Source organism: Dictyobacter aurantiacus, assembly GCF_003967515.1.
Classification (GTDB): Bacteria; Chloroflexota; Ktedonobacteria; order Ktedonobacterales; family Ktedonobacteraceae; genus Dictyobacter; species Dictyobacter aurantiacus.
Genome location: NZ_BIFQ01000002.1, coordinates 2203272 through 2223774, shown reverse-complemented (window position 1 = coordinate 2223774; position 20503 = coordinate 2203272). Strand labels below are relative to the sequence as shown.

The window sequence follows — 20503 nt, the reverse complement described above, 5'->3', positions numbered from 1 at the left end:
CCTTCAGCCTCCCATGCTACATAAATGATCCAAAAGTCGATCAACAATCCGAATAGAAACGGCCACATCCTCTGTCCTGACAGATTCGTCAGCGTGATGGCTGATACCTCCTTTACAGCGTACAAACAACATGGCGACCTCGGTAAGATCGCTCATGGCTACCGCGTCATGGCCCGCACCGCTAGCCAGCGAATACACAGGTATACTCTCCTCTTCAATCGCGCGCCTTACAAGTGAAGAAAGATAGGGCGAACAGGGAACCGTCTTATTTTGCTGCACAGCATGCCAATCGACAGTAACGCCGCGCTCCCGACCAATCCTGAGCGCCTGCTGGCGCAGTTCTGTGGATACCCGGGCGAGCACCTCGTCATCCTGATGACGCACGTCCAGGCTGGCCGAAACGTATCCTGGAATGACATTACTGGCACCAGGAGAGACCCGTAATTTTCCAACCGTAGCTACCAGTCCGGATGTCTGGCACGCCAGCGCTTCTACGGCCAGGATATACTCGGATGCCGCGCACAGGGCATCGTGACGCATAGCCATCGGCACCGTGCCGGCATGGCCCGCCTGTCCAGAAAAATGCAGCATGTAGCGATGCTGGCCTGAAATCGAGCTCACCACACCTATCGGGAGATCATGCGCCTCCAGAACCGGCCCCTGTTCGATATGAACCTCGCAATAGCCAAGCAGAGCCTCGGGTCTCCAGCGCGCGGTCTGTAACAGGGCTGGATCGGGCTGACCACCGAATGACCGAATGGCGTCAGCCATACTGATGCCATCATCATCAAGATAGCGCAGGATGGCGGGATCAAAGGTGCCGGCAACCGCCCGACTCCCTAGATAAGCCGTGTGATAGCGAACACCTTCTTCATCGGCAAAACCAAGGACCTCGATGGCGAAGGGCAGCCTGCGTCCCTGTTTGTGCAGGCGCTCGACACAGGCCAGGGGTACCAGGACGCCCAGAATGCCATCGTACTTGCCCGCCGCGCACACGGTATCAAGGTGAGAACCAAAGAGCATCGTTCTGGCGTTGCTCGCCTGGCCTTCGTAGCGGCCAATAACATTGCCGATATAATCATGGTGGACCGTCATGCCGGCGGCGAGCATCCACGAAGCAACAACGTCATTGGCCTGCCGCAGCGGGACGGTCGCGTAACGGCGAGTCAGACAATCCGCATCCTCACTATAGCGCGCCAGGAGATCACAGCGCTCCATTACGGTGCGCGCAGCCGCATCCAGCATCTTCATCGCTAGCTCCCCCGATAGGTGCTATACGCCCAGGGCGAAATAAGCAATGGAACGTGATAGTGCTCCTCAACCCGGGCGATACCAAAACGAATAGGAACCTCATCTAGAAAGGGGGGATCAGCCAGTGCCAGACCCTGGGCGACAAAATATTTCCCCACGGCAAACACCAGTTCATACCGGCCTAGCACGAGCTCATGCCCTTGCAGCAAGGGTTCAGACGTACGCCCATCCTGATTGGTATGCAGAGCCTTCAGAAGGGTGCGCCGGGCGCCCTCACCGCCAAGCAACCACAACTGAAGTGGAACGTCTGCCGCGGGACGGCCTTGCGTGGTATCCAGGACATGGGTGGTAAGTCGACCAGGCATAACACATCCCTTTCCAATCAAGCATTCCGGCTCACCGTCAGCCTGATCACGCCATACGCCGAGAACGGGTCGCTATAGACCTTGATCTTTTTATCGGTTGTGGACGCCACGATCTCATCGCGCGTGCGATTCTGGGCCTCAAACGAGACCTCCGCCAGTTGTGGGAAACGGGCCAGCAGGCGTTGGCCCATCTCGTGAACCAGGTGTTGAATTGATTCGCTGACAAACTCGTGAAAAACCACTTGCAGCAGGTCGCGCACCTGCTCAGCTGGCACATAACGGGCATGATCATGAGCTAGAAATGCCTGGTCATCAATGTACTTCCAGTACACGTCCAGGTACACAAACAACGGACGGTCAACACGTTCCTGCAGCGTGGTATATTCATCGCGTACGAAACGTGAGAACGAGCTGCCCGTCACTTTAAACAGCTCCATATCCACCTGGCCACAATGATGATCAAGCAGGCTCACCGATCCACTATCATCGCGTTCAAACGCCAGGGTCGCCACAGCGTAGGTGCTATGGGAGCGATTAAAAAGCACTCCGCTGGCGGCAAACACTCCCGGCTCCTTCCCCGGCACTGTTACCCGCGCGAACGGAAGCTCGCGACCACTTAAACGCAGACGCTCCATCTGAGCATATGTTTGCAAGAAACGCCTGCCCAGCAGATCCAGAAATTCTTCAATAGTTGATCCAGTAAACTCCAACGCCTGGCGCAAGACAAAATTTTTCATGCTATCGGTCGCCACCACATGGGAGTTGTCCCCCCTGGTATAGGCGGGCAAAAAATTCTCACCCAGCACCTCAACATCGATCTCGTAGGCAAACAATGTATTCTCGCGACCGGTAAAAGGGGATTCAGGAATCGGCATAATCCCTACCAGGGGAGGTGCGTAAACGCGATAGACGGGGATGCGTAGCTTGCCATAACTTGTAAAAAAAGAAAGTTCAGTGCTCATGAAGCCCTACCCTTTATCTAGCCTGTGCGAACTATCTGACGGTAGCCGTCGCGAAGCATATAGAAAATCCTATGACCGGATCAAATCGCGCAGACGTAAAAGACATATTTTAGCCACTTCACCCAGAGCGAGCATAATCTCCTGCCCAGGTGAATTATGGAGTCGTTGCTCAAAACCTGCCAGAATGCTTTCTTTTTTGTTTTCACGCGCGCAAATGACAAAAGGGAAACCGAAACGTTCACGATATGCCTGATTATAACGGGAAAATGCCGCGATCTCTTCATCGCTCAGCCGATCCAGGCCAGCGGCAGACTGCTCGTGGGTGGAGGAAGGAGAAAGCGTTCCGGCAAGGGCGGCCCGTCCGACCAGGTCAGGATGGGAGCGAATCAGAGCAACTTGCTGCTCAAGCGGGGCGGCGTACATCACAGCGCATAAGGAAGCATGCAAGTAATCCAATGAACGAAATGGCCGGGAAGACCAGGTCTCAGCAACAATCCAGGGAGGTCCTTCAAAGAGAGGGCTCAACGCCTGCACAAAATCGTCATGACTGAGAGCATTAATCTCTTGTAGCGTATATGTAGATCCCGTCGTCATGTGTGTCCCTTCTTAAAAAGAAAGAAAGATAGAGGCGTGCGCCATCGACGGTAAAAATTTCTAAAGGCATTCTATAAGCTGGAAAAGCAGCGGTGTCAACCCTTCCAATAAAAGGATTGTTTATTTCATAACATACCACCTGCCAACCGATAGCGGCCAGGCAGAGAAGTAAGCTGGTTTTGGATAGGCGGACAGCATTCACCAATATGTATAGTATATACAGCCAGTATAGGTGCGTCAAGTGTATAATATACACATATCTATTTTTTGCATCTGGTATTCGATGAGCATTTTATGTTAGAATACATGTATATCTTCTGAAGAGTCTCTCTCTCGGCCGTTCGGTGTATTTTAGTACAGCAGGAGTAGACAGACGATGCTCATTACACATGCCACCATTTTGACCATGAACGCCAGCCGCGAAATTATCACAGATGGCGCGATTGCTATCCAGCAGGACCGCATTATCGCCATCGATAAAACACCAGTCCTGCAGGAACGCTATCCGGATGAAGAGCAACTGGACGCAAGCGATAAGCTGGTCATTCCCGGATTGATTGATACCCATGTACACCTGGCACAGGCGATGATCAGGGGCTGCGCTGATGACATGGAACTACTGCAGTGGTTATGCGAGCGCGTCTGGGTGCTGCAGGGCAACTACAGCCAGGAAGATGGCTACGTCAGCGCTCGCCTCTGCATCGCCGAGATGCTGAAATCGGGCACAACCACCTTCCTGGAATCGATGCTAGCGCACCGGTATGGCTTTGATGGCATCGCCCGGGCCGTCCAGGAAAGTGGCATTCGGGCCTGCCTGGCAGGCATTGTCATGGATATCGGAACCTATGCGACACAGGACAACTCGATGCATCCCGGCATGCGTGAAAGCCGAGAGACTAGCCTGCTGGGCGTCCTGGACATGCACAGCAAATGGCAGGGAGCCGCCAATGGGCGTATCCATGTCTGGTTCGGTCCACGTACTCCCGGGGGCGTCACCTCGGATCTGTATCGCGAAATGAGCGAACTGGCTCGGCAAAAAAATATGGGGATTACCATGCACCTGGCAGAGGTTGAGGCCGATAAAATCTACCTGCAAGAAAAATTCGGCCTCTCGCCAGTGCTCTACGCCGAGAGCGTCGGTCTGCTGGGACCAAGGTCGGTCCTGGTCCATATGGTCTGGTTGAATGATGCGGATATCGCCAGGCTGGCGGAAACTGGTACTCACGTCTCCCATAACCCCTCCTCTAATAGCAAACTGGCCTCGGGCGTCTGCAAAGTGCCCCAACTCCTGGAGCAGGGCGTCAACGTCGCTCTTGGCTGCGATGGTGGCCCGAGCAATAATGATTATGATATGATCCGCGAAATGAAACTCGCGGCAGTTATTCACAAAGCGGTCAGCATTAATCCTCTCACGATACCGGCTGAAACCGTCCTGGAGATGGCGACTATCAATGGTGCCAGAGCACTTGGCCTGGAACATGAGATAGGTTCCCTGGAAACAGGGAAAAAAGCGGACCTGGCCATACTGGATCTGCACCGTCTACATACCACGCCCTCACCCAATCCTGTTTCTACCCTGGTCTACGCTGCCACTGGCGGAGAAGTCGACACCGTACTGGTAGACGGGAAGATCGTGGTTCAGGGTGGCCACCTCATGACAATGGATGAGCATGAGGTGATCGCGCAGGCCAACAAACACGCCTACCAGGTATATCAACGAGCCGGGATCGACATCAAACCGAAATGGCCGATACGCTAGCTCGTAGTCCGGGTCTACGGCATAGAACGTACACATGAGCAAGGACTCGTCACCATGGAAGGCTCACAACCGCTGCAAAAACCCAGCGGTTGTGAGCCTTCCATAATCACCCAGAAACTACTCTGCTTGCGACGCCAGGTCGTCTCAGTGTGTGTATCCATCCTGCTAAGCTTATCACGAAAGATACCACCAGCCTCCACGATCCAGAAGGCCTGTTCCTCATCGCGGACAACATCAAAATAATGTGCATGCGCCGCGATACAATGTTTTTGCTCACGTTTCGCAAACTCGCGAGGAGTCTGGAAAAGGGTAGACACATAATGCAAGGAATGGGTGAAGACCCAGGTCATCTCACCCCGTACATCAGGAATGCCCTCAAGCGTCGCTGAATCTGAAATGCTGATGCGCCCTTGCTGCATCAAGGTCGCCACCGTTGGATCAAGATTGCGCACCAGGCTACGCATATCTTCGGTCCCCGTATGGCGATTCAACCATAAATGGTCGTGATAGCCACGACTGATCATCTGATAACCACCGACCCGCTCAAGGTCTTCATTAATGAGCATAAGCAGATCAACAATCATCTGCTTTTCTTGTTTCCATATCAGACGTTGATCAACGGGCACCAGGTGATTATATTTATGGCAATCAAAGAAATCACCAAGCCATAACACGCACTGAATACTAAACTCGCGAATTGTTGTGCGCAGCATGGATAACAAAGAAGGATCAAGATAAGGAAGATGAGCATCGCTGGCAACCAGAACGCGTGTCTCATATATTTTACGGCGCAGGCCCTGACCAGTTGGCACACCCAACTCATGCACAGGGGAAACCATCTGCCACGACGAAGGTGCTCTTGTGTGCCTATTGATTAGCATGTACCCCACCCCTTCACTTAAAAAATACCTCCAACCGCTCTTTTCTCCTCGCGCACAGAATACGTTGAAAACACTTCTTGACGAGGAAACGTTGCAAAGTAATTATAGCGTGCAAATATAGAAATACGCAATAAAACGAGGTTATGTTTCCTCAACCTGATAGTTGAGATTTCATTACTGGTGGTCGATCAATTCGTGATGTGACAAAGAGAGTGGATGACCGCATTATCATTGCGTCAATCCAGTCAAGCATACCTCTACAGTGGAGCTAGAGTGATATAATCTCAAATGATGGATCTACACACCATACTTTGGCAACGAGTATATGAAAGAAAGGCAAGCATGGACGGCGTAGGAAACTGGCTCTTGTTTATGCCGCAGATATCGGTCGCTTCCAGCAAGCTACGCGTGATGCTTGGACGACGGCTACAAGGAATCGGCGCCCTGCAAGCTCAGACCAATCTCTGGCTTCTTCCCTATAGTGCTGAGCATGAAAAAGTGATCACTAATATGCTGGCTGATCTCAAGGAGCAGGGGGGAGCGGCCTTTTTTTTCGCTCCCAGGTTGGGAGTGACGAGATGCAGCAATCGTTGATCGCACAGTTTCAAAGCATTCAGCATAGCGAGTACGCTACATTCATGCGCTCCTGCCAGGAATTCCTGACAGCCGTGGAGCAGCAGGTCCTGAACGATAACTGGAGCTTTGATGTACTGGAAGAAATTGAACGCTCGCTCCAGAAACTGAGTAACAGGCTGACGCGCTTACAACAGCGCGACTTTTTTCCTGATGATCAGAGCGAGGCCGCCCGAACGATGCATGCACGCTGTAGCCAGGCCCTCTACGAGTTTGCAATCAGCGTATATACCTACCACGATATCACCGTAAATGCTGAGGATGCAAAAAACATCGTTGAACATGGTGAAGGTCGGTAATGCAGCGGTCATGAATGGCTGAGCAGTGGAACAACGTCATTCACCAATGTCTGTAGCGTGATCAAATTAGGAAATCCCTCGCACGAAAGCATAAAATAATCGATGCCCAGATCAATAAATGGACGCATCTGATCGATAATCTGCCTGGGTGTTCCCACAAAGGTGTGTGAGGAATTCTGTACTTTGCCAGAGGCCAGTTCATGCACGATAGATTCCCTGGGAGCACAGAGGCAGTTCGCCTGCAGCGTACGCCGCAGGGTTGCAGGGTTACGACCAACCTCGGCACAGGCCTGTTCACACATGGCAATCTGTCTTCTTGCCGCGTCTATATCAGCCCCCATAATATTCCACCAGTCAGCGTAACGAGCGGTCAGGCGCAGCATTTTTGGCTGGAAGCCAGCTACCATAACAGGTGGGATAGGATCGGGTTTGGGGCGGCAGTAGGCATTTTTGAGCCGGTGATGCTTGCCCTCAAACGACACATTATCCTGCTGCCAGAGCGCCCTCGTAATCAATAACGTCTCTTCCAGCGCTTCAACACGCTCACCAGCGGAAGGAAAATCGAGATTATAGGCCTGGCATTCCTCTTCGTTCCAGCCCGCGCCAATACCAAAGATAAAACGCCCTTTGCTCATGTACTGCAATGTCGCGGCCATCTTGGCCAGTACAGCGGGATTGCGGAATAGCTGGCAAAGCACGATATGGCCAAATTTCAACTCGGGTCTCCTGGCCATCAAATAGGTCAGGGCCGTCCAGCCTTCCAGAAAGTCCTGCGAACCAAACTGGAGATGATCAGAAAACCAGGCTGAATCAAAGGAGCCTGCGATAATCTCCAGTCCCTTCTCATTCGCCCTCAGATAGGCGCTACGATCAATGTCACCGTTCCCGACGGGCATAGACCAGCCAAATTGCACACCAGCCATAGTACTCTCCTTTTGTCTCCCTATTACCCATCAATACGATAGACGGAGCACTACTGTATACAACACCAGAAGCAAAAAGTGTGTGTCTTATTCTCGTCATCCTGGGGGGCACGTGAGCGTCCCCATACGCGCGTCCGCTACGCGGCCACACTGTTTTTTATATTGGTGCATCGCGTGCGCGGACGCGCACGCGATGCACCAATATAAAACTGACATGTAAGCACTAAGATTTTTGAACAATGAGCAAGAACGAGTGAAAGGGAATATCAACAGAACCTTGCTGTTGGAGGAGATGATGGATGTCTACGAGTTGATGCCAATACTTCTCAATTGAAAAATCAGGCACTTCCCAGGGAACGGCTTTGAGGTAGTAGACAATGGCACCCACATCTTGAAAGCGAGTCATGAAGAGTTCCTCTTTACGCTCGACAACATGCCCGCCAGCTTCTTCCATCTGTCGTGCCGCGTAATCGATATTCCATGGGTGTTCCACTTGCTTGTGACGCCCGAGCAACTCATGCAACCTGGCATTGGTCTGATCGCCAACTTGCTGTGTGATAAACATCTGCCCTGGCTTGAGAATGCGCAACACTTCCGATGGAGTGTAGCTCCCATGGCGGTTGATAACAAGATCAAGCGTCTGATCTGAAAAAGGCAAACGCCCATCGGGGGCCGTGTAAACGGTGACGCCAAGCGGGGTGAGCCGTTGCCTGGCGGCAATAATGTTCGGAGCATACAACTCGGTAGCATACACCTCAGGGACAGGTTGGTGCGCAAGCAGCTGCGCGAGTTTTTCTCCCCCACCCGTGTGCATATCAAGCAGGATATGGGCCTGTTTCATTGCCGCTGTTACTATGTGTGTGTAATCCCAGGCTGGATTGGTTCTGATGCTTGTCATTCTCCCGTTCAGATACGAAAAATCCCAACCATTGAAGGGATGATTGTACTCCTCAATGAGGAAATCAAAAAGGGCCTGATCAGCTTTTTCACCCATGCGATATTCTCCTTCTTTCTATATGGTGTAGTGATGACGGCCTTATCCAGGACATAAAAAGGCCGTGAGCGAGCACTCACGGCCTGTATTGACGAAAAAAAAGAAACAGGCTGTGAGCGTTCTTGATCTCTCGCCCACAGCCTGTCATTTCCTGGTTGTGCTTTTCCTGCCTCTTAGTTCAGAAGCTCCCTTACAGGTACCTCAAAAAAGGCACAATACGGCCCTGGGCGAAAAGCTGATTAGGCAGTGTGATAACACGACACCTGCTTGTTTTCATGGTAAGCTTTCCGCATCCAGGATCAGAAGTCCCCGGATACCTTTCCTTTCTTACAAAGTTGCTTCTGACTGCACTAAACAAAGTCTATCACTGGTATTATTGCTTTGTCAAAGATTAAAGAGGACAGGCGCAATACTGTACGAGGTGATACATGTGACCGCATGTACCACCTCGTACAGTATTGCGCCTGTCCTCAGTTATAAGAATTTCATCTCGCCGCGGCAGACTGAGAGGGCGCGGGCAGCCAGGGCGGGAACGCCGCGCTCAAGGATGGGGAAAAATGGATCATCGGTGGTACCGGAGAGGTAGCGTTTATAGCTGCCTTCCAACAGGATGGCCAACTTCCAGATGGCCAGTGCGACATAAAAATCAACGTGCTCAACTTTACGCTGCGTGCGTTCCATATAGCGCTGCACCAGGGCGGCCCTGGTGGAAAAGCCGGGCTGGCCTGTGATCTCCCACGAGGCGTCGCCAAGCGAAAAAGGAGGGTCTTTCTCTTCACGCCAGAACGAGAGCAGGTAGCCAACGTCCGCCAGGGGATCACCCAGTGTGGCCATCTCCCAATCTACAATAGCCAGCACGCGCGCGGGTGGTTCAGGAGCCAGCAACGCATTATCCAGGCGATAATCACCATGCACGATCGTGGCGTATGAGTCCTCTGGCAAATGTTGCTGCAACCAGAGTGTGACCGCGTCTAAATCGGGAATGTCTCTGGTGCGCGAGGCGTCTAGCTGACCGCTCCAGCGACGCAACTGGCGGCCCAGGTAGCCCTGAGGCTTGCCAAAGCTCTCCAGGCCAACGGATCGCCAATCCACGAGATGCAGTTCGGCCAGCGCATCAATCAGGGCCTCCCCAATACCCACCCGCGACTGCACATCGCTGGCGAAGGCTGGTGGCAGTTTATCGCGAATCGCCAGCCCCGGGATGCGCTCCATCAGGTAAAATGGGGCGCCAATCACCTGCACATCATCACAATAGAGCAACGGACGCGGCACTGGAACGGTCGTATCCTTTAATGCACTCAGGACGCGGTATTCGCGGCCCACATCATGGGCCGTGGGCAGCAAGGGACCATATGGAGGCCGGCGCAACACAAATTGCTGATTACCCGAGGTGATAAAGAAGGTTTCATTGGAATGGCCCCCTCGGATGCGCTCGATCTGTAAGGGTGCATCGACATCGATCAAAGGTAAAGCCCCGGTTAGATATGCATGCAGAGAGGCCCTGTCCACCAGACGACTTTCCAGGTCATTACTCATCGGTCACCTCCCTGGCTGGCATCGGAGGAGGTCGTCCGCTGTGGAAGCGCCTGGCCTTCACGAGCGGTTTCATCTTCTTCGGCCCGTAGAGCAGCCTCTTTTAAGACCTGGCGTGCAATAACGCTGCGATGGATCTCCGAGGGGCCATCATAAATACGGAAAGGGCGCACGCTACGATAAAAAAGGGCCAGCGGCAGATCCATCGATACACCATGCGAACCACAGATCTGTAAAGCCCGATCTACCACACGATTCACGACCTCAGATACATACGTCTTGGCCATAGAGGTCTCATATCGACCCTTACCGCCGGTATCCAGTACCCAGGCCGCATGCCAGATCATCAGGCGGGCGGCGTGTATCTCGGTCGCCGAGTCCGCCAGCATCTCGGCCACCATCTGGTGCTTCCCGAGCGTCTGACCGAAGCTCTCGCGTGTATTAGCGTACTGGGCGGCGATATCCAGGGAGCGCTGGGCCACACCCAGCCAGCGCATACAATGGGTCAGGCGAGCGGGAGCCAGGCGAACCTGAGCATATCTAAAGCCCTCACCAACGGCCCCCAGAACGGCTTCATCAGATACCACACAATCGCGCAGCGCGATCTCGCAATGTCCTCCCACAAAATGAGCATCCAATGAAGGGATCTCGCGCACAATCTGAAAACCTGGATTATCGGCATCGATCAAGAACATACTGGCACGCGGCTGACGTCCCCCCTGCTCCACCCCATCATCTGTACGCGCCATACAGATAGCGAAAGACGCGCCTGTAGCACCGGTAATATACCATTTATCACCGTTGATAACCCATTCAGAACCACGCCGGGTGGCAACGGTACGCAATGAGGCAGGATCTGTACCAGCCCCGGGAGGAGGCTCAGTCATCGCGAAGCAGGAATGAATATCGCCAGCGACCAGGGGACGCAGATAGCGTTCTTTCTGCTCCTGCGTTGCCACCATCTCAAGGAGATGCATGTTACCCTCATCGGGAGCGGAACAATTCAGGGCCAGCGGGCCCAACAGACTGTGGCCAGCCTCCTCAAATACCACACTCATCTCACGCATATCCAGACCCATGCCTCCCCATTCTTCATCCACATGAGGAGCATAGAGATGAGCCTCACGGGCCTTACGCCGGAGCTCGGCCAGTTTCTCGGCAGGCAGGCCCGTATGCTCATTCAAATAACGCTCTTCAGGAATGACATGATCACGCACAAAGCTGGCTGTGCGCTTCTTCAATTCGAGCAATGCGGGCGAGAGGCTAAAGTCAATCATGTTTTTTACTCCCTCGTAAAAAGGTGTGCCAGACGTTCATCCCAGGCGGGGCAACACGAATACAGGCATTGTGCTCCTTGTTCATTTTTCGCAAGACGCACAACCTGAGGAGACGCACATATCCAATAGTACATGGATATGCATCAGAATATTTGTATGATAGCAGCAACACCTGAATAAAGGCAAGTTGAGCCGCATGCTTGTTCAAAGCTTCTCTGAGTCTCCTGGGAGATGAACCGGCACCCTATCAGGGACGATACCTATTCCAATAGCGAGGCAATCAGGTTTCATTGAGAGGTACGGTTCACTGATGCTGGATGTAGTGGCCCGGCCTTTTGCCAGTTCGATAGACTGTTTCATATTCGGTGGCCAGCATCGCTTCGCGGATATCCAGTTGCTTCCACAGAGCATCAATTAAGGCGTAGGAGATATCTAATTCGGATAAACGCTGCTCTAATTCTTTTCGTTCGAGATCCAGCAGGGCGCGCTGTTTCTCTAGCTGGTAGCGTTGCTGCTTAAAAAGCCGGGCTTCTCGATCCAGTTCCTGAAGAGGTGCTTGTCTTTGCGTGGCAAACGGTTCAATGTCATCTGGCTCGTGGAATAACATATCTTACCTCCCCACATTTTCCTATCCAACAATGCACATTTCATCGCCTAATAAAAGAATAACATTTTTATAACACCAATGCTACCTTATAGAAAAAAGTCATATCGGAGCATGTAATACCCCCGCACGGGCGTCCGCATACGCGGCCGCACTCGTTTTTTGTGTTGGTGCATCGGGTGCGCATCTGCGCACCCGATGCACCAACACACATAGGACCCTTGAGCACCGCAGGTGTGAAAACTCAAGCACGCTACAGGCGATCATCTTGCACATCAGGCACTCTCTCAGATATAACTGAGAGATTAGCGCTTGCCGAAACGGCGCAGGCGCAGAGAGTTGCTAACAACAGTTACCGAGGAGAGGGCCATTGCCGCGGCGGCAAAGATGGGCGCCTGCTCTCTTAAGAAAGGGATCAATGGTGAGAGGATCGCCGTTGGGATAAGAATGACGTTGTAAGCAAAAGCCCAGAAGAGATTTTGCTTGATGGTACGCATGGTCGAGCGTGAGAGGCTCAGGGCCGTGACGATACTCTGCAGGTTTCCCTTCACCAGTGTAATATCAGAGGCCTCCATAGCGATGTCTGTCCCGGTGCCCATGGCAATACCGGCGTCGGCCTGAACCAGGGCCGGGGCATCATTGATACCGTCCCCAGCGAATGCCACCACCAGTCCCTGTTCCTGTAAGCGTTTGACCTGGTTAGCCTTATCCTCAGGTAACACCTCAGCCAGAATGTGTTCAGGGGCGATCCCGACCTCATCGGCAATGGCCTGCGCGGTCAACAAATTATCTCCGGTAATCATCCAGACGCTTAAACCTTGCTGCTGGAGCTTCGCAACGGCTTCCGATGAGCCAGCTTTAACGGTATCGGCGACGCCAACCACGCCAACGGCCCGCTGATCAATAGCGATCAACATAGCGGTCTTACCCTGCTCTTCCACCAGGGTCATCTGTCCAGACAATGAGTCGGAAGAGATGCCCTGCTCCTTGAGCAGGGTACGGGTCCCCACCAGTACGGAATGCCCCTCAACGGTCGCCTGTAAACCACGCCCGGCCAGGGCTACAAATGTTTCAGGTTGTTTAGCCAGGGTGATACCGCGTGCCCGAGCACCTTCGATCAAAGCTGTTGCCAGCGGATGCTCAGATCCCTGCTCGGCACTGGCGGCCAGGCGCAGCATCACATCTACCTCCACATCTGGCAACGCAACCACATCGGTCAACTCTGGTTTACCACGTGTGATCGTACCGGTTTTATCCAGCAGCACAGCATCCACCGCCTGAATGCGCTCCAGGCTCTCGCCACCTTTAATCAAGATACCCTGCTCGGCTCCCCTGCCCGTACCGACCATGATCGCGGTAGGCGTCGCCAGTCCCAGTGCACATGGGCAGGCCACAACCAGGACCGCTACCGCCGCCACCAGGGCTGTAATCCAGGGATTACTGGCCATCGCCATATCCATAGCACCAGGAGCAGGTGTAACCAGATTTCCAACGATCGCCCAGGCGATGAAGGTCAAACTGGCTATCACCAGCACCACCGGCACAAAGATACTTGAGATCTTATCGGCCAGTCGCTGAATAGGGGCCTTCGATCCCTGCGCCTGCTCAACCATGCGAATAATGCTGGCCAGCATGGTATCAGCGCCCACATGCGTCACCTGCACGCGCAGCAGCCCACGCTGGTTCACGGTCGCGCCGATAACGCTATCACCAATAGTCTTCTCAACCGGCATACTCTCACCGGTAATCATCGCCTCATCAACCGCCGACAGGCCAGAGGTAACCTGGCCATCCAGCGGAATCTTCTCGCCAGGCCGTACAATCAGCTCATCACCAACCTGCACACGCTCAACCGGCAGTTCTATCTCTTCGCCATTGCGCAGGACATGGGCGGTGCGGGCCTGCAATCCCATTAACTTCTTAATCGCCTCATTCGTCTGCCCTTTGGCGCGGGCCTCCAGATACTTACCCAGGTAGATCAACGTAATGATCAGGGCAGCCGTATCATAGAAGGTCATGGCACCAACCAGACGAGGGGAAACGGTGGCTACAATACTTATAAGATATGCGGCCGTCGATCCCAACGAGATCAACGTATCCATGTTGGCGCTACCATGACGCAACGTCTTGAGCGCACCACGATGGAATTCCCAACCAACCAGTGCCCAGACAGGGGTAGTCAGGAGAAAAAGGAACACATTTTCACCGGTGAAACGATTCATGAAGAACATGTTAAGAATAGCTACCGGAATGGTTAGCACGATACCAAGCAGGAGCAGGTTTCTTTTCCTGACCAGTTCAGCTGTACGGCGCTGCTCACGCTGCGTATCCTGACCCGCAACGGGTGGGGCTGGCTTTTCTGTTACGGCGGTAGGCTGCGTCGCCTGTTGCGCTGGAGCAGCCAGTGGAATGGCTTTATAACCCAACGCATCCACTTTTTGTACCATCTGTTCTACGCTGACCTGCGCAGGATCGTACAACACCTTGCCGCGTTCAGTAGCCAGATTGACCTGGGCATCCTGCACGCCGGGCAACTTCTTCAGCCCTTTCTCAATACGCATCGCGCACGAGGCACAGGTCATACCTTCTAGCACGAAATCCGTTCCCTGTAAATCGGCATGAACATCAGCGGCACCCGCCGCCGGAGGAGCATTGACCACCAGTGGGGTCGCCCTGTAGCCCAGCGCGTCCACTTTCTGCACCATTTGCTCCGTCCCAACCTGAGCGGCATTATACGTGACGGTAGCTTTTTCAGTGGCCAGATTGACCTGGGCATCCTGCACACCAGGCAATTTTTTCAACCCTTTCTCGATACGCATCGCGCACGAGGCACAGGTCATGCCCTCAACGGCGAAAGTCGCCTGACCATCAAGCGGCTGTACACTCGAATCTCTATTATTATCCAAGGAGTTCTCTGCTTCAATAGCCATCGAGTTGCCCTTTCATCATAAACAATACACCCCTACCCCCTGGGGTGGGTATACATTGAATATATGCTTTCCAGCCAGATTTGTCAACCTTGGCCTGGAGATCACCGCCCATTCAAATGAACGCGATGAATTTTCATTGATGAACACCGCAAACCAACCCGTAGGTGCCGGACTTGCCCCGGCTTTCCCGTTCCCGAACATGCGCGTTTCCCCAACGGTAACATCTTTTCCTGGGGACGGTCATGTATTGAAGGAAACGTGAGCATCCGGGAACGGGAAAGCCGGGGCAAGCCCGGCACCTACAGTTCGGTTACCTCTTTACAATCTGTTAGATATCGCTTATGCTGTTGGCAGGTAGCGAATTTGCTAGCAAGTTCGCATTCGCGCCATTAATGTATTGACTTTTATGTTAAATGGCTGTATTATTTTCATCAATGAAACAAAGTTAATTTCATTGAATAAGCAATGAATTGGCCTTGCAGTGACCACCTGTCACTAGCACATGAAGAAGGGATAAATGTGTGATTGGCTCGGTCACAGTGAAAGATGTTGCTCGTAAAGCGGATGTCTCAGTCGGCACCGTTTCGCGCGTATTTAATAACCACAGTAACGTCTCAGAGGAGATACGCGATCGGGTATTGAAGGCGGCAGCGGAACTGGGCTATGATCGTATCGTGAGCCCCGAACCTCCACGTACAGGGGCACGCGCGATCAAAGAAATCGGATTTCTCTATGGAGATCTTGCCGATAGTAGTGCAACCATCAGCAATCCATTCTGGACCCATATCTTAAACGGCGTCGAGCAAGAGGCTCGCCGTTCCAATATCAAAGTAACATACAGATCCATCGAAGAACTGATTCAAAATCCTCAGGAGCTCTACTCGACAGTTCAGGAGATGAAACTGGGTGGCATTTTGATGGTGGGACCTGCCGAGCGGGAGACGGTTGCGGTATTAAAGAGTCTTGATATACCCCTTATGCTGGTCGATAACTATGTTCCTGGCCTTTCTGTCAACTCGGTATTGAGTGATAATTTTGAAGGCGCCCGAACAGCGGTCAATCACCTGATCGATAATGGTCATCGCGAGATCGCCTTTATTGGTGGTCCCGTTATGCCCGGACCAAGACCGGTCGACACTATCTACACATTTGAACGGCGCAGCGCCGGGTATCGTACAGCCCTGCTGGATGCAGGGATACCCGTCAACTATGATTTAATCGATAATGGTAGCTTTGGCATCGATGGTGGCTATCAGGCCTGCCAGCGATTGCTGGAACGTAAAGCAGCATTTACAGCGCTTTTTTGTGCTAACGACGAGATCGCCATTGGCGCGATGAAGGCCCTACGGCAGGCGGGTTATCACCTGCCCGAAGACATCTCCGTCGTCGGTTTTGACGATATCGTATTGGTTGAACATTTGACGCCAGCCCTGACGACCATCCGCATCAAAAAAGAGGCGATGGGGGCGGTAGCAGTAAGGCGGCTCCTTGAACAGGGTAATGATCCATTTGACACCAGCATCTGTAATATCCTGGAGGTTGAATTGATTCAACGCGATTCCGTACGTCGTATCAGCCATTCATAATCCCTTTCATTAAACAGCACATACCACCAGTCGCGCAAACAAAAAATGCATAACATGCCAGACGGGGATGCTCCCTTTTGCGAATGGGGTTTCATTCGCAAAACCACATCCTTATCTATACAACGTTGTTGCTTACACTTACGGTTGACATTTTGTCCTACCAAGTTTTTGGCTGCGTTCGAGTCCATTTTTATTTACACGAAGGAGTGATTCATATGGATTTTTCAATGTCACGACGGCGCTTTATCACACAGAGTGGAAAAGTCGCGATGGCGGCTGGAGTGGGTGGAAGCCTGCTGGCTGCCTGCGGCGGCGGTTCTGGTGGCAATTCTAATTCAGGTCCTGTCACCCTGACCTTTGGCTGGTGGAGCAACACCCCGGCGAAAGATAATGCCATGAAGGCCTGGATTAAGGATTTCGAAAAAGCCCATGCCAACATTCATGTAAAGCCGGAGATCCTCCCCTGGGGCAACTACTGGGATAAGTTAAAGACCACCACTGCTGGTGGCAATGCTTATGATATCATTGGTATGTCCAGCGGCATGGCGGCTCCCTATTTCGATAGCGGCGCCTTAACCGATCTGACTACATTCTCCGATTACAACGATGCATCCAAGTCTTTGAGTCCGGCTGCCCTTACGTTGAGCCAGTGGAGTGGTAAAACTTTTGCCCTCCCAATTGGCACCTCGATCTCTGTCCTGGGCTACAATAAAGCGTTGCTCGACGCGGCGGGCGTTCCAGCTCCTGATCCGGTAAAAGCGATGACCTTTGATGAGTTCAAGGCTATGGCGAAAAAGCTGACAAAGATCCAGAACGGCAAGGGCGTACAGTATGCCATCAACCCAGACGACATTCTGGACTATGACATGTTTGTGCGCATGAACGGTGGCAAGACCTTTGACAATCCGGTCAACCCGAGCAAGGTCACGATCAATACACCCGAGGGCATCCAGGGGTTGACAGATTACCAGAGCCTGTTCACCGAGAAGATGGCACCTCCTTATAATGAGCTGAACAATGGTCCCTGGTCCTTTGACCTCGGCGCACTGGATACAGGGAAGATCGCCTTCGCCCGTGTCGGTCCCTGGCTCTTCTCGGATATGGCGAAAAATCCTAACTATGGCATCACCCCGATCTTTACGATCAAGCAGCCGGTCATCACCGGTGGCGTCAACTCCCTGGCTGTCTACAAAAATAGCAAGAACCAGCAGGCGGCCTGGGAATTTCTGAAGTGGGCTACGCAGACGAATCCCGAGATCAGCTTCGCGAAATTCAGCGATATCCCCGCTGAGAAGCAGGCCTTCTCACAGTTGGACAGCTATCTGCAGCCATCGAAATTCGCACCGACCATGACGACAGCCTTCCAGTCCTTCCAGCCGAGCTTGATGACGACGAAGGACCAGCTTTCCACCACCATCGGCGATATTATCACCGACCTGATGGCGGGAAAATTAACGCCGACCCAGGCTGCGGCCAAAATAGAGCAGCAGGGCAATTCAATCCTCGCCTCTGCCTAGCCCACGGTATACGTGCACCGAAACGGTGTGGATGGGCGCTTAGAGCGCCCGCACCCCTTGTAACTGGTGGTACACCCACAGACATTGTGCGTACCACCAGGCGAAAACGTTGTGCTCTATTGCGTTCAAGCTTATGCAAAGAAAGAGCGATCAAGCTGGGGATCCAATACTCCGTTAGAAAGAGAACTGGTTCATGATATCTACGTCACAACAACGTCAACCGCCATTGTCCAGTCGCTCGTCTTCACAAGGCTACAAACGGCCGAATTTTTTTCAGCGACTGTGGCGCAGCGAAGATCTGAAAGGCTATCTCTATATCAGTCCCTGGCTGATTGGCTTTTTGCTGCTGGGACTGTGGCCAATTACCCAGACCTTCTACTATAGCTTCACCAAATTTAATCTGTTCAATGATCCGACCTGGATCGGTTTCAAGAATTACCAGGATATTCTGACGCGTGATCCGATCTTTTTACAGGCCTGTATAAACATGGTGGTCTACGTGCTCTGCTCAACCATCATCAGCATTGTAGGCGGGCTGGGGCTGGCACTACTACTCAACCAGAAGTTCCCCGGAAACCATTTCTTCCGTACGGTTTTGTATATTCCCAGCCTCCTGGTCGGTGTGGCGATCGCGAAGCTCTTTAAGGCGATCTTCGCCGCGGGAGACAACGGCCTGGCGAACGTCTTTCTCGGACTATTTCACATCGCGCCCGTCAACTGGCTGGGCGATTACAGCCGTCCCTGGATCGGCGTAATAGCAATGATCCTGGTCAACGTCTGGTTTATCGGTGGCACCATGTTGATCTTTCTAGCCGGCTTAAAAGGCATTTCGGAGACATACTACGAGGCGGCAAGAATTGACGGAGCCGGAAAATGGTCTACCTTCTGGCGGATTACGGTCCCCCTGCTTTCGCCGGTTATCGTCTTCAATACCATTCTGACCCTCATCGGACATATCCAGGTTTTTGAAACCCCGCTGGTCTTTGCTTCCAGTCAGGGAACTGTCAGTACCGGCAATCCCCTTGGCTATCACAATAGCCTGGCCGTGTTTCTGACCTACATTTACCGGCGTGCCTTTATCTCCAATGATTATGGCTATGCCTCAGCATTGTCAGTGACCGTCTTTGTCATCACGTTAATCCTGACGCTTTTTGTACTTGCATCAATTCGCTTCAGTCACTATAGCGAGCAAGAGAATTAAGCACTATTGACAGAAAATCTGGTGGAGACAAGACGGTGTTGTCCCTCTGAACAAGGGGGAAAAAGCAAAGCTTTGCAGTTCACCTGTTGACGCCCACGGCGGCAGAGAAGAGTGAGGGAAAGAATCTTTCGCAACGAAAGGCGAGGTTATGAGTACGATACAGAGGGCTGGAAGGCCGTCTTCTTCTACAACAACACAAACGTTTAATCAGAGACGACAAAGACGAGGCCGACAGTTGTTGCGCCTGAGCTATATCTGGACGTATGCCATCCTGATCATATTGAGCTTCCTGATTTTGATGCCGTTTCTCTGGTTGGTCTCATCTTCATTGAAGAACGAGTTTCAGTATTTCGCGATCCCCATTCAATGGATACCCAATCCTATGCAATGGTCCAACTATGTTGAGGTCTTCACCCAATATAATTTCGCTCATTATATATTCAATAGCATCTGGTTGGCCATCTTTGCGGTCATCGCGACCACCTTTTCATCGGCGATCGTCGCCTATGGTTTCGCGCGTTTCCGTTTCCGCGGACGGACCCCGCTGTTTGTACTGCTGCTAGCAACGATGATGATTCCATCTCAAATGTATACTATTCCGCTCTACATCATCTTCAGGAATCTCGGCTGGATCGATACCTATCTGCCGATTATCGTGCCACAGCTCTTTGGGAGCGCATTTAACATCTTTCTGTTCCGGCAGTTCTTCATCGGCCTGCCGCGCGAGATCGATGAGGCCGCGCGCATCGATGGCTGCGGCAGCTTCCGCATCTTCTGGAATATGATCCTGCCGCAATCACGACCGGTTCTGATCGTGGTAGCCATCTTCACGTTCCTGAGCAGCTGGCGCGACGCCTGGGGTCCATTGATCTACCTCAGTAGCGACGCGAACCGTACAGTTCCCCTGGGGTTACTCTTCTTCTCTAACCCCTTCAAATCAGTTGATCCACAGTTGATGGCCGCGACACTGGTTGCTCTGGTCGTTCCAGTGATCCTCTATGCCATAGGGCAACGCTACATCGATAGTGGTGTCAGCATTGCTGATGTGAAGTAAATGTTCAGGACTGAACATTCTCGTTTTACATATTGGTGCAGCAGGGGCGCATCTGCGCCCCTGCTGCACCAATATGTAAAACGAGCGCGGCCGCACGTATGGGGGCACTCATATGACCTCCACTATGACAAGAGTAAGAC

Annotated in this window: 18 protein-coding genes; 7 read left to right on the top strand and 11 right to left on the bottom strand. The window is 52.6% G+C overall.

Annotated features, from left to right (window positions below):
• Window positions 1-3 precede the first annotated feature (3 nt).
• The 4 genes from KTT_RS33770 to uraD form a co-directional block, all read right to left on the bottom strand.
• Window positions 4-1251, bottom strand: a complete 1248-nt coding sequence (locus KTT_RS33770; protein ID WP_126602330.1) for an allantoate amidohydrolase — start codon at window positions 1249-1251, stop codon at window positions 4-6.
• Between the two features lie 2 nt (window positions 1252-1253).
• Complete coding sequence (uraH, locus tag KTT_RS33765; protein WP_126602328.1) at window positions 1254-1616, bottom strand: hydroxyisourate hydrolase; 363 nt, start codon at window positions 1614-1616, stop codon at window positions 1254-1256.
• A gap of 17 nt (window positions 1617-1633) precedes the next feature.
• Window positions 1634-2578: a factor-independent urate hydroxylase gene (gene pucL, locus KTT_RS33760; protein ID WP_126602326.1), complete on the bottom strand. Its 945-nt coding sequence runs from the start codon at window positions 2576-2578 to the stop codon at window positions 1634-1636.
• Between the two features lie 69 nt (window positions 2579-2647).
• A complete protein-coding gene (uraD, locus tag KTT_RS33755; RefSeq protein ID WP_126602324.1) occupies window positions 2648-3172 on the bottom strand; it encodes a 2-oxo-4-hydroxy-4-carboxy-5-ureidoimidazoline decarboxylase in 525 nt (174 codons plus the stop codon).
• Between the two features lie 376 nt (window positions 3173-3548).
• On the opposite strand from uraD, the gene KTT_RS33750 reads away from it, so the two are divergent.
• Complete coding sequence (locus KTT_RS33750) at window positions 3549-4931, top strand: amidohydrolase (RefSeq protein ID WP_126602322.1); 1383 nt, start codon at window positions 3549-3551, stop codon at window positions 4929-4931.
• 14 nt (window positions 4932-4945) lie between these two features.
• Here KTT_RS33750 and KTT_RS33745 read toward each other — a convergent pair whose 3' ends face one another.
• Window positions 4946-5812, bottom strand: coding sequence for a hypothetical protein (locus tag KTT_RS33745; protein WP_126602320.1), 867 nt, complete (start codon window positions 5810-5812; stop codon window positions 4946-4948).
• A 342-nt stretch (window positions 5813-6154) separates the two neighbouring features.
• On the opposite strand from KTT_RS33745, the gene KTT_RS33740 reads away from it, so the two are divergent.
• Window positions 6155-6406, top strand: a complete 252-nt coding sequence (locus KTT_RS33740) for a hypothetical protein (protein WP_126602318.1) — start codon at window positions 6155-6157, stop codon at window positions 6404-6406.
• The gene (locus KTT_RS33735) at window positions 6391-6744 is read left to right on the top strand and encodes a Chromate resistance protein ChrB (RefSeq protein WP_126602316.1); all 354 of its coding nucleotides are present in this window, start codon (window positions 6391-6393) and stop codon (window positions 6742-6744) included. Before KTT_RS33740 ends, KTT_RS33735 begins: the two co-directional genes overlap by 16 nt.
• 8 nt (window positions 6745-6752) lie before the next feature.
• On the opposite strand, the gene KTT_RS33730 is transcribed toward KTT_RS33735, so the two are convergent.
• The 6 genes from KTT_RS33730 to KTT_RS33705 all read right to left on the bottom strand — a co-directional run bounded on the left by KTT_RS33730 (window position 6753) and on the right by KTT_RS33705 (window position 15005).
• The gene (locus KTT_RS33730; RefSeq protein WP_126602314.1) at window positions 6753-7667 is read right to left on the bottom strand and encodes an LLM class flavin-dependent oxidoreductase; all 915 of its coding nucleotides are present in this window, start codon (window positions 7665-7667) and stop codon (window positions 6753-6755) included.
• Between the two features lie 223 nt (window positions 7668-7890).
• The gene (locus tag KTT_RS33725) at window positions 7891-8661 is read right to left on the bottom strand and encodes a class I SAM-dependent methyltransferase (RefSeq protein WP_126602312.1); all 771 of its coding nucleotides are present in this window, start codon (window positions 8659-8661) and stop codon (window positions 7891-7893) included.
• A gap of 474 nt (window positions 8662-9135) precedes the next feature.
• A complete protein-coding gene (locus KTT_RS33720; RefSeq protein WP_126602310.1) occupies window positions 9136-10197 on the bottom strand; it encodes a phosphotransferase family protein in 1062 nt (353 codons plus the stop codon).
• Window positions 10194-11471, bottom strand: a complete 1278-nt coding sequence (locus KTT_RS33715; protein ID WP_126602308.1) for an acyl-CoA dehydrogenase family protein — start codon at window positions 11469-11471, stop codon at window positions 10194-10196. The genes KTT_RS33720 and KTT_RS33715 overlap by 4 nt, the downstream gene beginning before the upstream one ends.
• Window positions 11472-11775: 304 nt before the next feature.
• Window positions 11776-12078 (bottom strand): hypothetical protein, encoded by a 303-nt coding sequence (locus KTT_RS33710; protein WP_126602306.1) that lies wholly within the window; start codon window positions 12076-12078, stop codon window positions 11776-11778.
• Between the two features lie 302 nt (window positions 12079-12380).
• Entirely contained in the window at window positions 12381-15005 is a 2625-nt protein-coding gene (locus KTT_RS33705) for a heavy metal translocating P-type ATPase (RefSeq protein WP_126602304.1), read from the bottom strand.
• Window positions 15006-15526: 521 nt separating this feature from the next.
• Between KTT_RS33705 and KTT_RS33700 the strand changes: the two genes are divergently transcribed.
• The 4 genes from KTT_RS33700 to KTT_RS33685 all read left to right on the top strand — a co-directional run bounded on the left by KTT_RS33700 (window position 15527) and on the right by KTT_RS33685 (window position 20363).
• Window positions 15527-16591, top strand: a complete 1065-nt coding sequence (locus KTT_RS33700; RefSeq protein ID WP_126602302.1) for a LacI family DNA-binding transcriptional regulator — start codon at window positions 15527-15529, stop codon at window positions 16589-16591.
• Window positions 16592-16806: 215 nt separating this feature from the next.
• Window positions 16807-18108 (top strand): ABC transporter substrate-binding protein, encoded by a 1302-nt coding sequence (locus KTT_RS33695; RefSeq protein WP_160146331.1) that lies wholly within the window; start codon window positions 16807-16809, stop codon window positions 18106-18108.
• Window positions 18109-18301: 193 nt separating this feature from the next.
• The gene (locus KTT_RS33690; RefSeq protein ID WP_126602298.1) at window positions 18302-19309 is read left to right on the top strand and encodes a carbohydrate ABC transporter permease; all 1008 of its coding nucleotides are present in this window, start codon (window positions 18302-18304) and stop codon (window positions 19307-19309) included.
• Window positions 19310-19457: 148 nt separating this feature from the next.
• Window positions 19458-20363 (top strand): carbohydrate ABC transporter permease, encoded by a 906-nt coding sequence (locus tag KTT_RS33685; protein WP_126602296.1) that lies wholly within the window; start codon window positions 19458-19460, stop codon window positions 20361-20363.
• Window positions 20364-20503 lie beyond the last annotated feature (140 nt).